This is a genomic window from Azospirillum ramasamyi, assembly GCF_003233655.1.
Taxonomy (GTDB): Bacteria; Pseudomonadota; Alphaproteobacteria; order Azospirillales; family Azospirillaceae; genus Azospirillum; species Azospirillum ramasamyi.
Genome location: NZ_CP029831.1, coordinates 1 through 14,619 on the forward strand (window position 1 = coordinate 1; position 14,619 = coordinate 14,619).

Below are 14,619 nucleotides of genomic sequence, written 5' to 3' on the forward strand. Positions count from 1 at the left end.
CGCCCCTCGTCTCGGGGCAATCTACGATCCAATTGCCACCATCCCGTTCCGTTGCGTTCCGGAAGTTTTGCCATGTCCATGAATCTGCCCACGCCCACCGGCTCGTCTTCGACGGGAACGGGAGACGTGCGCCTGACGGTTCGCGGCCTGCGCAAGGTCTTCGCCGACGATCCGCGTCCGGCGCTGGAGATGCTGCGCCGCGGCGCGACGAAGGCGGAAGTGCTGAAGACGCTGAACGTCAATGTCGGCGTGGCGGAGGCCAGCTTCGACATCCGCGCCGGCGAGATCTTCGTCATCATGGGTCTGTCCGGATCGGGCAAATCGACCATCGTCCGCCTGCTGAACCGGCTGATCGAACCCTCGGAGGGGGAGATCCGGCTGGACGGCCGCGACCTGACCCGTTTGTCGCGCGGCGAACTGGTCGAGGTGCTGCGGCGGGACATGAGCATGGTCTTCCAGTCCTTCGCCCTGCTGCCCAACCGCACCGCCCTGGAGAATGCCGCCTTCGGGCTCGAGGTCGCCGGGGTGCCGCGCGGGCAGCGGCGCAAGGCGGCCATGGCGGCGCTGGAGCGGGTGGGGCTGGGAGCCTATGCCGACCGCTACCCGCAGGAGCTTTCGGGCGGCATGCAGCAGCGGGTCGGACTTGCCCGCGCGCTCGCCAAGAATCCGACGATCATGCTGATGGACGAGGCGTTCTCCGCGCTCGACCCGTTGATCCGCACCGACATGCAGGACGAGCTTCTGCGGCTCCAGCGCGAGGACGCCCGCACCATCGTCTTCATCTCCCACGATGCGGAGGAGGCGATGCGGATCGCCGACCGCATCGCGGTGATGGAGGAGGGGCGCATCGCCCAGATCGGCTCGCCCGCCGAGATCCTGCGCGCACCGGCCGATGACTATGTCCGGGCCTTCTTCCGCGGCGTCGATTCCTCCCGCGTTCTGCGCGCCCGCGACCTCGCCCGTCCACCGACGCCGGGGGACGCCGCCGGGGAGGGGGAGGGGACGCGGTTCCGCTACCGCACCGATGCCGCCGGCCATTTCCGCGGCGTGCTGGCCGGCGACGGCACATCGGCGCTGTTCGGGCTGGAACCGGTGGCGGCGGACACGCCGCTGCATTCGCTGTTGGGCCGGGTGGCCGCGGCGCCCTGCCCGCTGCCAGTGGTGGAGGCGGATGGACGCTTCGTCGGCGTGATCTCCCGCGCGGCACTGCTGGCCGCACTGGACCGGAACGATGGCGCCGGCCGCGAGGCTCGCCATGGCTGAGGCGCCGTTCATCGACGTGGAGCGGTTGAGCGAGACCATCGGCGGCGGCATCGCCCGCGGTTCCGAATGGCTGGTGACGACGATCCTCGACCATGGCCAGCCGGCGCTGGACGCCATCGCCGGGGTGGTCGACGGTCTGGGAGGGGCGCTGGACGGGCTGCTGCTGGGGGTGCCGCCCTGGCTGCTGGCGCTGGTGCTGGCCGGGATCGCCCTGTGGCGGGTCGGGCGCGGCTTCGCCCTGTTCACCCTGCTGGCCTTCGCTGCCATCTTCGTGATGGGCCTGTGGGAGCCGACGATCTCGACCCTCGGCCTCGTGCTCGCTTCCACCGCGCTCAGCCTGATCGGCGGGGTGCCGCTGGGCATCTGGATGGCGCGCAGCAGGCTGGCCGACGGGCTGGGCAAGACCCTGCTCGACCTGATGCAGACGATGCCGGCCTTCGTCTATCTGATCCCGGCGGTGATGTTCTTCGGGCTGGGGCGGGTGCCGGGCATCATCGCCACGGTGGTGTTCGCCATGCCGCCGGCGGTGCGGCTGACCGCGCTCGGCATCCGGCAGGTGCCGGAGGAACTGGTGGAGGCCGGCCGCGCCTTCGGCTGCCGCGACCACCAGCTGCTGTTCAAGGTCCAACTGCCCAATGCCCTGCCGTCGATCATGGCCGGCGTCAACCAGACCATGATGATGGCGCTGTCGATGATCGTCGTCGCCTCGATGATCGGCGCCGGCGGGCTGGGCAATGTGGTGCTCCAGGGCATCCAGCGCCTCGACATCGGCCTCGGCGTGCAGAGCGGGCTGAGCGTGGTGCTGCTCGCCGTCGTGCTCGACCGCATCACCCAGAGTTTCGGCCGGGGCCTTGGGAGCGGCTTTCGCCGCCCGGCTGCCGCCGGAACGGCCGAGCGGCGCCGGTGGCGGCGGTGAGGTCAGGCGTTCAGTTCGGAATCGAGGTAGCCCAGCGCCACCGCCCGCGCGGCGCTGCCGTCGATGGCTCCGGTCAGGGCGAAGCGCAGCCACAGCCCGTCGATCATCGCCGCCAGCCCGACGGCCACCCGCTCCGCCCGTTCCGCCGGCAGCAGGGGGCGCAGGGCGTGCAGCAGGTTGGAATGCAGGCGGCGGGCGTTGATCCGTTGCAGGCGCGCCAACGCCGGGTTGTGCGGCGCCTGCGCCCAGAAGCCCAGCCATGCGGCGACGACCCGCGGCTCGAACTGGCCGGGGGCGAAGTTGCAGTCGACGATGGCCTCCAGCCGTGCGCGCGGCGACTCCGCGGTCGCCAGCCGCTGGGTCGCGTCGTCGCGCAGCTGCTGCAGCATGCTGCGCATGGTGGCGGCCAGCAGCTCGTCCTTGCCGCCGAAATAATGATGGATGATGCCGGGCGACACGCCGGCCCCGCGGCTGATCGTCTGGACCGTGGTGTCGACCAGTCCATGCTCGCCCATCGAGGTGATGGTCGCGTCGATCAACTGACGGCGGCGGATCGGTTCCATTCCGACTTTGGGCATGGGGCGAGCGGTCTCCTGTCCATCTCCGCCATGGTTGGCCGCAACCGGCACCTTGGCTTGCGCCGCAACAAATGCGCCATTTTCGCCGCTCCGTCGATGACGAAAACGGCAGACCGACGAACCGGAACCACAGGAAAGAGGAGTTGAGGACATGAGCGGATGGATGGCCCTGGCCAAGGGGATCGCGGGCGTGAGCGTCGCGGCGGCGGTGGCGCTGGGGGCCGGCGGGGCGTCGGCCGCCGATCCGGCGTCCTGCAAGGCGGTCCGCTTCGGCGACGTCGGCTGGACCGACATCGCGGCGACGACGGCGCTCGCTTCCGTCACGCTGGACGCGCTCGGCTACAAGCCGACCACGACCATGACGTCGGTGCCGCTGGTCTATACCGGGCTGAAGACCAAGTCGCTCGACGTCTTCCTCGGCAACTGGATGCCGACGATGGAGCCCTTCCTGAAGCCGGTGCTGGAAGACGGCTCCGTCGAGGTGACGCGCGTCAACCTGGAAGGCGCCAAATACACGCTGGCGGTTCCGAAATACGCCGCCGAGGCCGGGCTGAAGACCTTCGCCGACATCGCGAAGTTCAAGGACAAGCTGGGCGGCAAGATCTACGGCATCGAGGCCGGCAACGACGGCAACCTGATCATCGACAAGATGCTGAAGGCCGACGCCTTCGGCCTGAAGGACTTCAAGCTGGTGGAGTCCAGCGAGGCCGGCATGCTGGCCGAGGTGAAGCGGGCCGCCCGCAACAAGGCCTGGGTCGTGTTCCTGGGCTGGGAGCCGCACCCGATGAACAAGAGCTTCGAACTGACCTATCTGGAGGGCGGTGACGACTGGTTCGGCCCCAACCTGGGGGGCGCCACGGTCGCCACCAACGTCCGCAAGGGCTATGCCGCCGAATGCCCGAATGTCGGCAAGCTGCTGTCGAACCTCTCCTTCACCCTGGACATGGAAAACGCGGTGATGGACGACATCATGAACGGCAACAAGAAGCCGGATGCCGCCGCGAAGGCCTGGCTGAAGAAGAATCCCGACGTGCTGAAGGGCTGGCTGGACGGCGTCACCACCATCGACGGCAAGGACGGTCTGGCGGCCGTGCAGGCCAAGCTGGGCGTGGCCGAGAAGTCGTGATGTGATCCCGGAGGCTTCCGGGGCATTGCTTGGCTGTGATGCGGTCGCCATATCGGAAGGCGTTCCCTCGTGCCCGCCCCGGAGCCCCCATGTTTTTCGGCCCGCTTCCCCTGTCCGACGCAGAGGGCGCCATCCTCGCCCATTCGCTCCGCCTCGGGGCGCTGGCCTTCAAGAAGGGCCGCCGCCTGTCGGCCGGGGATGTCGCGGCCCTGCGGGAGGCGGGCATCGGCGAGGTGATCGCCGCCAAGCTGTCGGATGCCGACATCGGGGAGGACGCCGCCGCCACCCGCATCGCCGCCGCGGTGGCGGGCGGTGCCGTGCAGGCCGCCGCCGCCTTCACCGGCCGCGTCAACCTGTTCGCCGAGGCGCGCGGCCTGCTCCGTCTCGACCCGGCACGCATCGACGCGATCAACGCCATCGACGAGAGCGTCACCATCGCCACCCTGCCGGATTACGCTCCGGTCGAACCGGGCCAGATGCTGGCGACCGTCAAGATCATCCCCTTCGCCGCCCCCGCCGCAGCGGTGGAGCAGGCGGAGCGTCTGGCGGCCGACGGTGCGCCGCCGCTGGCCGTTCTCCCCTTCCGCCCGCTGTCGGTGGCGCTGATCCAGACCCGGCTGCCGGGGGTGAAGGAGAGCGTTCTCGACAAGACCGTGACGGTGACGCGGGAGCGGATCGAGGCGCTCGGCGGCACGCTGGCCCATGAGGCGCGCTGCGCCCATGACGAGGGCGTGCTGGCGGAACTGATCGCCGCGCTGCCGCCCGCGGATCTGCTGCTGATCGCCGGCGCCTCCGCCATCACCGACCGGCGCGACGTGCTTCCGGCGGCCATCGGGCGGGCGGGCGGCGTGGTGGAGCATCTCGGCATGCCGGTGGATCCGGGTAACCTGCTGCTGCTCGGCCGGCGCGGGGGCAAGCCGGTGCTGGGCCTGCCGGGCTGTGCGCGCTCGCCCAAGTTGAACGGCTTCGACTGGGTGCTGCAGCGCATCGCCGCGGGCGTGCCGCCCGGCCGGGCGGAGGTGATGCGGATGGGTGTCGGCGGACTGCTGGCGGAAATTCCGACGCGCCCCCTGCCGCGCGCCGGCTTGGCGGCGGAAACGCCGCGCGCGCCGCGCGTCACCGCCCTGGTGCTGGCCGCCGGCCGCTCCAGCCGCATGGGGCCGACCAACAAGCTGCTGGCGGAGGTGAACGGCGCCCCGCTGGTCGCCCGCGCGGTGGATGCCGCGCTGGCCTCCCAGGCCGCCAGCGTCATCGTCGTCACCGGCCACCAGGGGGAAAGCGTGGCGCGGGCACTGGCCGACCGTCCCGTCACCTTCGTCCACAACCCCGCCTTCGCCGAGGGGCTGAGCAGTTCGCTGCGCGCCGGGCTGGCGGCGGTGCCGGGAGAATCGGATGCGGTGGTGGTGTGCCTGGGCGACATGCCGCGGGTGGCGTCCGGCGTGATCGACCGGCTGATCGCCGCCTACAGCCCGCTTGAAGGCCGCGCCATCTGCGTGCCGACCACCCATGGCAAGCAGGGCAACCCCGTGCTCTGGGACCGCGCCTTCTTCGCCGAGATGGCGGCGCTGACCGGCGATGCCGGGGCGAAGCGGCTGATCGGCCAGCATGCCGACCGGCTGTGCGAGGTGCCGGTGGAGGATGCCGGCATCCTCTATGACGTCGATACCCCCGACCTGCTCGCGGGCTTCACCGCGGCCGTCGGCAGCGAAGCGGTCAGCGCGCCAGATCCAGCCAGCGCCGGGTCATGACGCGGGTGAACTGCTCCGCCACCGGCAGGTGGGTGGCGATGGCATCCTCCAGCCCGTGCAGCATGTCGGCATTGCTCGCCCGCGCCTCGTCCCGGATGCGTGAGGCCCAGCCGCGCAGGATGTCGCCGGTCGCCTCCGGGTGGAACTGGAAGGCGTAGGTGGCGCGGCCGAGCCGGAAGGCTTGGCGGTCGCAGGCCTCGCTATAGGCCAGCGGCACCGCGCCCTCGGGAAACTCGAAGGTGTCGTAATGCCACTGGGCGAGGTTCAGCTCCGGGCCGAAGCCGCCCAGCAGCGGGTCGTCCTGCGCGCCGTCGGTCAGGCTGACCCGGTGGATGCCCAGTTCCGGCGTTGTGTGGCGGTAGACCTTGGCGCCATAGGCGCGGGCGGCGAGCTGCGCGCCCAGGCAGATGCTCATCACCGGCCGGCCGGCATCGGTGAACTCGCGGATAGTCTCCATCACCCGGCCGAAATGTGGGCCCTTCTCGTCGTCCCAGGCGTCCTGCGGACCGCCCAGGACCACGAGGCCGGCATAGCCGTCCTTCACGGGAATCGTCTCCCCCTCGTTGGCGGCGATGGTGTGGAGGGTGGCGCCGTTGTCGGTCAGCGCCTCGCCCACCAGACCGATGGGAGCGGTGCGGCTGTTCTGAACGACCAGGATGCGCATGGGTCTGCTCGGCTCGCGTCATTGGCACGGGTGTCATCAAGTTGTGAGACGGTAGCGGGCGGAGTTCAAGCCGCAGGCGCTTCCAAACCCATGCTTTGCCCCGCAAAGCCGCTATGCACGCTGCCGGGCCGGTGGTCTAAAGTGCCTGGCATCCATCCGTTCCGCTGCGCCCCGGAGATCCGTCCCCATGTCGTCCCGCCCCCGCACCCGCCTTCTCGCCGCTCCGCTGATCGCCGCCATTCTCGGCATGACCTTCCCGGCTTGGGCGCAGAACGGCTTGCTGACCTTCCTGCACATCAACGACGTGTACGAGATCGCGCCGGTGAAGGGGCAGGGCGGGTTCGGGCCGCTGATGACCCTGCTGAAACGCGAGCGCGACGCGGCCCCCGGCGCCTTCACCACCGTCGGCGGGGATTTCCTGTCGCCGTCGCTGCTGTCGGGCACGACCCAGGGCGAGCAGATGATCACCCTGTTCAACGCCATCGGCGTCGATGCGGTGACCTTCGGCAACCATGAGTTCGACTTCGGACCCGACGTGCTGAAGCGGCGGATGTCCGAATCGAAGTTCCCCTGGATCGGCACCAATGTGCGGTCCGCCGACGGTTCCGCCTTCGCGACGACGGTGCCGAGCTGGACCAGGACGGTCGACGGCATCACCGTCGGCTTCATCGGCCTGATTACCCCCGACTCCGCCCGGCTGTCGAACGCCGGCCCCGGCCTCAGCTTCCCGCCCGTGCTGGAGACGGCCGCCGCCGCGGTGAAGGAGTTGCGGGCCGGGGGCGCCGCGGTCGTCGTGGCGCTGACCCACCTGACCATCGAGGAGGACCGGCAGCTGGCTTCCAAGGTCAAGGGCATCGATCTGATCCTGGGCGGCCACGACCACGACCCGATCAGCTTCTACGAGGGCTCCACCCTGATCCTGAAGGCGGGGCAGGATGCGCGTTACCTCGGCGTCGTCAAGCTGGCGGTCGAAACCAGGGACGCCGGCAAGGGAGCGGCGACCACCACGATGCCGGCCGAATGGCGCTTCGTCACCACCGCCGGCGTCGCCCCGGACCCGGGGGTGGAGGCGTTGGTGGAGGGCTATACCAAGCGGCTGGACAGCGACCTCGCCGCGGTGATCGGCACCACCGCGACCGAACTGGACAGCCGCAAGGACGTGGTGCGCAGCCGCGAGGCCAGCATGGGCAACCTGATCGCCGACGCCCTGCGCGAGACGCTGAAGGCCGATGTCGCCATCACCAACGGCGGCGGCATCCGCGCCGATGCGCTGCATCCCGCCGGGGCCAGGCTGACCCGCCGCGACATCTTCGCCGAGCTGCCCTTCGGCAATGTCGGCATGCTGGTGGAGATGTCGGGGCAGGATCTGATCTCCACCCTGGAGCACGGCGTCGGCAGGGTGGAGGAGAAGGCCGGCCGCTTTCCCCAGGTGTCGGGCCTGACCATGATCTACGATCCCAAGGCCCCGTCCGGCCGCCGGGTGATCTCCGTGACGGTGGGCGGCAAGCCGATCGACCCGCAGGCGACCTATCGCGTCGCGACCAACGACTATCTGCTGAACGGCGGCGACGGCTATGCCGCCTTCCCGCGCTCCAAAGTGATCGTCGATGCTTCGGGGGCGGTATTGCTGGCGACCATCGTGATGAACCACGTGGAAGCCAAGAAAACGGTCGCGTCGGCGGTCGAAGGGCGAATCGTGGCAAAATAACGCCTCCGCCGGGACATTATCGGGCCGCGACACGACGCTCCGTTGCGCAGCCGCAGCATTTCCCATTAGGGTAGCCCGTCTGTCCTATATCCGCGCCGGAAGCCGCCGCATGTCCGATACCCTGCCCAGCCGTTCCAACGACTTCGCCCAGGCCTTCAACACCGCCCATGGCGAAGCCGGCCTGGGCCGGGTGTCGATCGCCCATATCCTGCAGCGTATCCAGGCGGAGCCGAACTTCCTGTTCAGCGAGGAATTCCGGCAGGGCGGCGGCCAGTGCCCGTTCCATGCCGGAGCCGGGCAGGACGGGACGGAGGGTGCGGCGCCGATCCCGCAGGACGATGCCGACAAGGTCGCGGTCAACAGCCTGCTGGCGCTGCTGTTCAACCGGCTTCGCGACCACATCGCGGAGAAACTGCCCTTCGATGCCGAAGGGCGGCCGATGCTGCCGATCCCGCCGCGCTCGCCGCATGGGCTGGACCCGGCCGACCGTGCCGCCATGGCCGCGGCGGCGCCGGACGTCCTCTGCTCCGTCCTGCGCGACGCCACCTGCCACCTGCTGGACGGGCTGATCACCGGCTGGGCCGTCGATCTGGTGCATGAGGAGGAGTATTTCCGCTCCCAGGGGGCCGGCGCCATCTCGCTGGAGGCGGCGGCCACCTTCGTCCTGCGCAGCGTGCTGGAGCATTCGCCGCTCTACCAGCGCGCCGGCTACGACATGCTGTCGATCACCAAGACCGGCAGCCACACCGCGATCCACATCTGCTGGGCGTTGGTGGAGGCCGCTCCGCTGCTGGTGCCCGGCCGCGACGCCGCCTTCTACGACGACCTCGTCCACCGCAGTTTGAAACAGATCGTGCCGCTGTCGATGGCCAGCCTCGGCATGCTGGTCCATTACATGGAGGAAAGCGGGATCGAGCCGGCCGACGGGCTGGCGGTGCATCGGCTGCCCAAGGACCAGACCGCCTTCGTGCTGGACGGCAACGGCTTGATCCGGCTGAACGCCGACCCCATCGTTACCTTTGCCAAACCGGGCGAGCGTTACTACACCGGCTGCCCGGCCTTCTACACCACGAACCTGATCAAGCTGTATCTGGACATCGTGGCCGGGCTGGCACTGGAATATTCCGTCTACGACCGTCTGCAGGAGGGCTGAGCCCGATGGCCCGGACCAACGATTTCGCGCTCACCTACGCCACGGCGCATGAGGAGGCCGGGATGACCCGGATCAACCTCGCGCCGATCCTGCACCGCATCGCCGAAGATCCGAACTATCTCCTCAGCGAAGAACTGCTGACGCTGGCCGGCCACTGCCCAGCCCATGCCGACACCCGCAAGGAGGATTTCGAGAAGGTCGCCATCAACACCCTGCTGGGCTTCCTCTATGTCGATCTGCGGGATCACATCATCGCCCGCATGCCGCTGAACGATGCCGGCCATCTGGTGCTGTCGACCCCGCCGGACTCGCCGCACGGGCTGGATTTCGCCGATCCCGCCGGCATCGATGCGGCCGATCCCGACCGTATGGTCGGCTTCCTGCGCGATTCCGTCTGCCACCTGCTGGACGCCATCATCAAGGACTGGGCGATCAAGGTGATGGTGGAGGAGGACCGCTGCCGGACGGGGGGAACCATCACCGATCTGGCCGCCGCCGGCTATGTGCTGGGGCGTGAATTGCAGAAATCGGTCCTGCACGGACCGTCCGGCTACGACATGCTGTCGATCACCAAGACCGGCAGTCACACCGCCCTGCATGTCTGTTGGAATTTGGTGGAGGCTGCGCCGCTGCTGCGTCCGGGGCTGGAGGCCGACGCCTATGACGATCTGGCCCGCCGCAGCCTGAAGCAGGTGCTGCCGCTCGCCATGGGCAGCCTGGGCATGCTGTGCCAGTTCATGGCGGCGGGAAGGATCGAGGCCGACGACCATCAGGCCATCCACCCGCTGCGCTCCGACCAGTCGGCCTTCCTCTATGATCCGGACAAGGATCTGATCGTCCTGAACACCGACCTGATCGAGCCGACGGCGATGGTGGGGGAGCGCCATTACACCGGCTGCCCGGCCTTCTACGCCAACGGCCTGATCAATCTTTACATGGAAATCGTGCTGACCCTGGCCGCGCAATACGGCATGTATGTGCGGCTTCAGGGGAAGTCGGCGTGATGTCGGCGTGACAGTGGTTCTTGACGGAACGGCGACCATGCCTATGTTGGCGTTCCGTCAGAGTCGAAAGGTCTAAGTTGGCGAAGAAAAGCTATCTGCGGACGGTCACCACCACCGCGCTGGCCGACGCGATCAAGCGCAGCCGCAGCCGCATGGCGACGCCGTGGCAGCGTACGCTCGGCCATCTGGAAAGCGTGTTCATTGATCACGCCTGCTTCCGGCTGATCTATTCGAACACCTACCGCATCTCGCCCAACATGTACCGGGCAAGCCAGCCCTCGCCTTCGCACATCGCCGCGGCGGCGCGCAATGGGATCAAGTCGATCCTGAACCTGCGCGGCTCGCGCGACTGCGCCTCCTACATCCTGGAGGCGGAGGCCTGCCGCGCCCATGGCCTGGAACTGGTCGACTTCCCGGTGAACTCCCGCGACATGCCCAAGAAGGAAACCCTTCTGAAGGCGCGCGAGCTTTTCAAGACCATGAGCTATCCGGCGCTGATGCACTGCAAGTCGGGGGCCGACCGCGCCGGCTTCATGGCGACGCTGTACCTGTTCGCCCATGAAGGCAAGCCGCTCGACGAAGCGATGAAGCAGCTGTCCTGGCGGTACGGCCATTTCAAGCAGGCCAAGACCGGCATTCTTGACTATTTCTTCGAGCTGTACGCCGCCTACAACCAGAAGCGTCCGATCGAGTTCTGGGATTGGGTCGAGCGCGTCTATGACCCGGTCGAAGCCAAGGCGAGCTTCCGCTCGCGCGAATGGGCCGACGCCGTGGTCGACCGGGTGCTGGGCCGCGAATAGGGCGGCCCGCTCCGCTTACCTGGCGACGTACCAGTCGGCGCGGTGATTGAAGGCGACGAAAGCGTTCAGCACCGCCGCCCCCAGGATCGAGGCGAGCAGCGCCGGCCATTCCAGAACGAAGGCGGCGGCGGAGAAGACCCCGAGATCGAACAGCGCCTGAAGCCAGCCGGCGCGGAACCCGGTCTTCTCCTGCAGATAAAAGGCGAGGATGCCGATACCGCCACCGCTGGCGCCGTGGCGGAACAGCCCGATCACCCCGATCCCGACGCAGAAGCCCGCCAGCACCGCCGCGACATAGGGGTTGATGGCGCTGAAGCTCATCATCGACGGCAGCAGGCTGGAGAGGACGGAGATGCCGGTGACGGCGATCAGCGACTTGACCGTGAAGCCGACGCCGATGCGGGCCAGCGCAAGGAGGTAGAAGGGCAGGTTGACGAGGAAGAACAGAATTCCGAAGTCGATGCCGGTCGCATAGGAGATCACGAAGCTCAACCCTGCCGCCTGTCCGGTGACCAGCCCGGCGGCATGGAGGATGGCGATCCCGAACGACGTCATCACGACGCCGAACAGTTGTCCTTGCAAATTGTCAAAGACACTGTGCGCAGCCTTTGGCCGCTCGTAAATGATCGATGTGGGGGATGACGAAATGGTCGGGGCGGAATTGTTCGTCATGCCAATCACCCTTCGGCGTCGCCTGTGTGTTTACACGCGACGCCCAATATAGGTCATTTCTGCTGACCTATCCATACTTCACTTCGGTGACGGGGGAGCTATGCGATTTGCGCGGGATGGTGCGAAAGCGGTCCTTTGGTTCTTTTGCAGGAGAGCGGGGGGTAATCACGCCGCCAATGTCCGTGCCAGCGTGTCGCCATCGACGTTCCGGCCACTCAACACCGCCACCGTCCGTCCGGTTCGCCCCAGCCGGCCGCTCAGCACCGCGGCGACACCGGCGGCGCCCGCCCCCTCGGCCACCACGCCGAAGGAGCCGTGCAGGGCGCGCATCGCGGCGGCGATCTCCGCCTCCTCCACCTCGACCACACGGTCGACCAGCGTGTCGACGATGGCCTGGGGCAGCTTGCCCAGAGCATGGACGTTGATACCGTCGGCCAGCGTCGGGCCGCCGCGCCGGGCCAGCCTCACGCCGATGACCCGCACGCGCGGACGCTGTGCCTTCACCGCGGCGGCGACACCGGCAAGCAGCCCGCCGCCGCCGACCGGAACCACCACCGTATCCACATCCGGGCGGTCGGCGAGGATCTCCAGCCCGACGGTGCCCTGGCCGGCGATCACGTCGGGATCGTCATAGGGGTGGAGGAAGGTCAGCCGCCGCTCCGTCGCCAGTTCCAGCGCCTTGCCCTTGGCCTCGCCCACCGTGGCGCCGTGCAGCACCACCTCGGCCCCGAGGGCGGCGGTCCGCTCCACCTTGCAGCGGGGCGCCGTCTCCGGCATCACGATGGTGGCCTTCACCCCCAGCCGGGCGGCGTGCAGAGCCACGCCCTGGGCGTGGTTGCCGGCCGACATCGCCACGACCCCGCCGGCCCGCTCCGGCGCGGTCAGCCGCAGCAGGCGGTTCAGCGCGCCGCGCTCCTTGAAGGCGCCGGTGGCCTGGAAGACCTCCGCCTTCAGCCACAGGTCACGGCCCAGGGCCGACGCATGGAGCAGGGGCGTGCGGACGATCTGGCCGGACAGCCGCCGGGCTGCGTCGGTCACCGCCGACAGCGGCAGCCAGGCAGGCAGACGGTCTTCATCGAAGGCGGGGGTGTGGACGGGCGTGCAGACGGACAGGGTGCGCGCGGCATCGGCATGCGCGGTGAGCATCGCGAAATTCCTCGACGAACGAATTTTGGGTAGGACGGGCTTGACCCGGACCGCCTCAGCGGACCGGGTGAATAATTCGCGCCGAGCCACACATTCGCTCGCCGAGACGGACACCGGACTGCGGTGCCGCGACAGCGGTCAGACGGAAGGACTTGTCATGATCCGGATTGAGGGTTCCGGGAACCACAGGGTGCAGCGACACGCCACACACTCCACACGACCAGTGAACACGAATACGGCAACTCTCCGACGCTCTCAGAGCGCCGGGGCGGTAATTCGCATTCGCATGGTGGCGGTGGTATCCATAGAATCTGAATACCTGCTGCCGCGGCGCCGGTCAAGGCGTGATCGAGCAAAATGTCGCAGGATCGCTCCGAAGGGCGTCAGGTAAGCTCGACCCGGTTGCGTCCCAGTGCCTTGGCCCGGTAAAGCGCGTGATCGGCGCGGCCGAGAACGCATTCCACAGTATCCGCCAGCGGACGGACTTCCGTCAGGCCGAAACTGCCGGTCAATTGGAAGCGCTGGCCGTCCGGCAGGGGGATCGACAGCGCCGCCAGACCACTGCGCAACCGTTCGGCGATCACCGCAGCATCGTTCCGGCCGGTATCCATCAGCAGGATCGCGAACTCCTCGCCACCGATGCGGCCGATCTGATCGGTTGGGCGCAGATGGCGGCGGATCTCCTCCACCACGCTGCGGATGGCGGCATCGCCGGCGGCATGGCCCAGCCCGTCGTTGATCCGCTTGAAGTGGTCGATGTCGAGCATGATGAGGCAGGCCGGCCCCACAACGGATTTGGGGTCGGCGCCGCCTTGCCGGTTCAGCCGCCGCTCCAGCAGGTCCAGGATATGCCGGCGGTTGTGGGCGCCGGACAACGGATCGGTGGTGGCCAGACGGTGCAGCTCATGCTCCATGAGCCGGCGTTCGGTGATGTCGGTGGCGATGCCGATCAGGCCGGCGGGCGCACCGTCCGCCCCGGTCAGCGGGCGCTTCACCACCAGCAGTTCGCGCGGCGCTCCATCCGGTCCCACCACGCTGGTCTCGAAGGAGAAGGTCTCGCCGCCGGTGCCCTTGCGCCCATATCCGCCGATGGTCCATTCGATCCCGCCGGCGGCATCCGGGAACAGCTCGCGGAAAGCCCGGTTGCACAGGGTGCAGCTGCCGGCGGCGTCCCGGTACCAGACCGGGCTCGGCATCATCTCCACCAGATTCTCGATGAAGCGGCGCTGCTGGTCGGCCAGCGCGCTCTGCCGTTCCAGCTCCGCCGTGCGTTCGGCGACCCGGCGTTCCAGCGAGTGGTTCAGGGTTTCGATGGTGACGAGATCGCGCCAGCCGCGCACCGCGCCGATCAGGCTGGTGAACAGCTTCTGCGCGGTCAGCTCGGCCTTGCTCTTGTAGTCGTTGATGTCGTAGGCGACGATCACCTCGCGCTCCGGCGCCTGTCCGGGCTGGCCGGTGCGCAGGATGATGCGGATGTGGCGGTTGCCCAGGTCACGGCGGATGTGATGGACCAGCCGCAGCCCGGCGTCATGGGTCTCCATCACCACGTCCAGCAGAACCACCGGCAGATCCGTCCGCTGGGCCAGGATCGCCCGTGCCTCGGCCGCGGAAAAGGCGCTGACGATGGCGAAACGGCGGTCTTCGAACTCGAAGTCGTTGAGCAGGATGCGCGTCATTGCGTGAACCTGCTCGTCGTCGTCGACCACCAGGACCGGCCAGGGATCCAGGCTTGCCGCCCGCTGTTCCGGCGGCGTCTCCGCCTGTTCGTTGCCGAACATCAGCTCGTCGGAAGACATTGTCTCGGGCGAAGGGTGTCCAGGAGAGGTTTGCATATCCCTGCC

General features: G+C 68.4%; 13 protein-coding genes. 8 read left to right on the forward strand and 5 right to left on the reverse strand.

What is annotated here, in order from left to right:
* The first annotated feature begins 78 nt into the window (after nt 1-78).
* Nucleotides 79-1,263 carry a quaternary amine ABC transporter ATP-binding protein gene (locus DM194_RS16665; RefSeq protein ID WP_111069188.1) on the forward strand — a complete coding sequence of 395 codons (1,185 nt, stop codon included), beginning with the start codon at nt 79-81 and terminating at the stop codon, nt 1,261-1,263.
* On the forward strand, nt 1,256-2,179 hold the full coding sequence (locus DM194_RS16670) for an ABC transporter permease (protein WP_111069189.1): 924 nt from the start codon (nt 1,256-1,258) through the stop codon (nt 2,177-2,179). Before DM194_RS16665 ends, DM194_RS16670 begins: the two co-directional genes overlap by 8 nt.
* Nucleotides 2,180-2,181: 2 nt before the next feature.
* On the opposite strand, the gene betI is transcribed toward DM194_RS16670, so the two are convergent.
* Complete coding sequence (gene betI / locus DM194_RS16675; protein ID WP_111068720.1) at nt 2,182-2,757, reverse strand: transcriptional regulator BetI; 576 nt, start codon at nt 2,755-2,757, stop codon at nt 2,182-2,184.
* Between the two features lie 151 nt (nt 2,758-2,908).
* On the opposite strand from betI, the gene DM194_RS16680 reads away from it, so the two are divergent.
* Together DM194_RS16680 and DM194_RS16685 are read left to right on the forward strand one after the other, a co-directional pair.
* Nucleotides 2,909-3,883, forward strand: a complete 975-nt coding sequence (locus DM194_RS16680) for a choline ABC transporter substrate-binding protein (RefSeq protein ID WP_111068721.1) — start codon at nt 2,909-2,911, stop codon at nt 3,881-3,883.
* Nucleotides 3,884-3,972: 89 nt separating this feature from the next.
* On the forward strand, nt 3,973-5,631 hold the full coding sequence (locus tag DM194_RS16685) for an NTP transferase domain-containing protein (RefSeq protein WP_111068722.1): 1,659 nt from the start codon (nt 3,973-3,975) through the stop codon (nt 5,629-5,631).
* Here the strand turns inward: DM194_RS16685 and DM194_RS16690 are convergent.
* A complete protein-coding gene (locus DM194_RS16690) occupies nt 5,597-6,295 on the reverse strand; it encodes a type 1 glutamine amidotransferase (protein WP_111068723.1) in 699 nt (232 codons plus the stop codon). The genes DM194_RS16685 and DM194_RS16690 overlap by 35 nt on opposite strands.
* Nucleotides 6,296-6,482: 187 nt before the next feature.
* On the opposite strand from DM194_RS16690, the gene DM194_RS16695 reads away from it, so the two are divergent.
* The 4 genes from DM194_RS16695 (at nt 6,483) to DM194_RS16710 (ending at nt 10,960) form a co-directional block, all read left to right on the forward strand.
* Nucleotides 6,483-8,003, forward strand: coding sequence for a bifunctional metallophosphatase/5'-nucleotidase (locus tag DM194_RS16695; RefSeq protein ID WP_111068724.1), 1,521 nt, complete (start codon nt 6,483-6,485; stop codon nt 8,001-8,003).
* Between the two features lie 109 nt (nt 8,004-8,112).
* Entirely contained in the window at nt 8,113-9,156 is a 1,044-nt protein-coding gene (locus DM194_RS16700) for a hypothetical protein (RefSeq protein WP_111068725.1), read from the forward strand.
* 5 nt (nt 9,157-9,161) lie between these two features.
* Nucleotides 9,162-10,160 carry a hypothetical protein gene (locus DM194_RS16705; RefSeq protein ID WP_111068726.1) on the forward strand — a complete coding sequence of 333 codons (999 nt, stop codon included), beginning with the start codon at nt 9,162-9,164 and terminating at the stop codon, nt 10,158-10,160.
* A gap of 77 nt (nt 10,161-10,237) precedes the next feature.
* Nucleotides 10,238-10,960: a fused DSP-PTPase phosphatase/NAD kinase-like protein gene (locus DM194_RS16710; RefSeq protein ID WP_111068727.1), complete on the forward strand. Its 723-nt coding sequence runs from the start codon at nt 10,238-10,240 to the stop codon at nt 10,958-10,960.
* Between the two features lie 15 nt (nt 10,961-10,975).
* Here DM194_RS16710 and DM194_RS16715 read toward each other — a convergent pair whose 3' ends face one another.
* The 3 genes from DM194_RS16715 to DM194_RS16730 form a co-directional block, all read right to left on the reverse strand.
* On the reverse strand, nt 10,976-11,641 hold the full coding sequence (locus tag DM194_RS16715; RefSeq protein ID WP_111068728.1) for a YitT family protein: 666 nt from the start codon (nt 11,639-11,641) through the stop codon (nt 10,976-10,978).
* 156 nt (nt 11,642-11,797) lie between these two features.
* On the reverse strand, nt 11,798-12,778 hold the full coding sequence (locus DM194_RS16720; protein WP_111068729.1) for a pyridoxal-phosphate dependent enzyme: 981 nt from the start codon (nt 12,776-12,778) through the stop codon (nt 11,798-11,800).
* 383 nt (nt 12,779-13,161) lie between these two features.
* A complete protein-coding gene (locus tag DM194_RS16730) occupies nt 13,162-14,574 on the reverse strand; it encodes a diguanylate cyclase (protein ID WP_111068730.1) in 1,413 nt (470 codons plus the stop codon).
* Nucleotides 14,575-14,619: the final 45 nt, after the last annotated feature.

Excerpts from the sequence above, each read along its gene's own strand:
- betI (WP_111068720.1), bottom strand. The coding sequence starts at position 2,757 with ATGCCCAAAGTCGGAATGGAACCGATCCGCCGCCGTCAGTTGATCGAC.
- DM194_RS16665 (WP_111069188.1), top strand. The coding sequence starts at position 79 with ATGAATCTGCCCACGCCCACCGGCTCGTCTTCGACGGGAACGGGAGAC.
- DM194_RS16730 (WP_111068730.1), bottom strand. The coding sequence starts at position 14,574 with ATGTCTTCCGACGAGCTGATGTTCGGCAACGAACAGGCGGAGACGCCG.
- DM194_RS16680 (WP_111068721.1), top strand. The coding sequence starts at position 2,909 with ATGAGCGGATGGATGGCCCTGGCCAAGGGGATCGCGGGCGTGAGCGTC.
- DM194_RS16685 (WP_111068722.1), top strand. The coding sequence starts at position 3,973 with ATGTTTTTCGGCCCGCTTCCCCTGTCCGACGCAGAGGGCGCCATCCTC.
- DM194_RS16690 (WP_111068723.1), bottom strand. The coding sequence starts at position 6,295 with ATGCGCATCCTGGTCGTTCAGAACAGCCGCACCGCTCCCATCGGTCTG.
- DM194_RS16705 (WP_111068726.1), top strand. The coding sequence starts at position 9,162 with ATGGCCCGGACCAACGATTTCGCGCTCACCTACGCCACGGCGCATGAG.
- DM194_RS16700 (WP_111068725.1), top strand. The coding sequence starts at position 8,113 with ATGTCCGATACCCTGCCCAGCCGTTCCAACGACTTCGCCCAGGCCTTC.
- DM194_RS16695 (WP_111068724.1), top strand. The coding sequence starts at position 6,483 with ATGTCGTCCCGCCCCCGCACCCGCCTTCTCGCCGCTCCGCTGATCGCC.
- DM194_RS16720 (WP_111068729.1), bottom strand. The coding sequence starts at position 12,778 with ATGCTCACCGCGCATGCCGATGCCGCGCGCACCCTGTCCGTCTGCACG.
- DM194_RS16670 (WP_111069189.1), top strand. The coding sequence starts at position 1,256 with ATGGCTGAGGCGCCGTTCATCGACGTGGAGCGGTTGAGCGAGACCATC.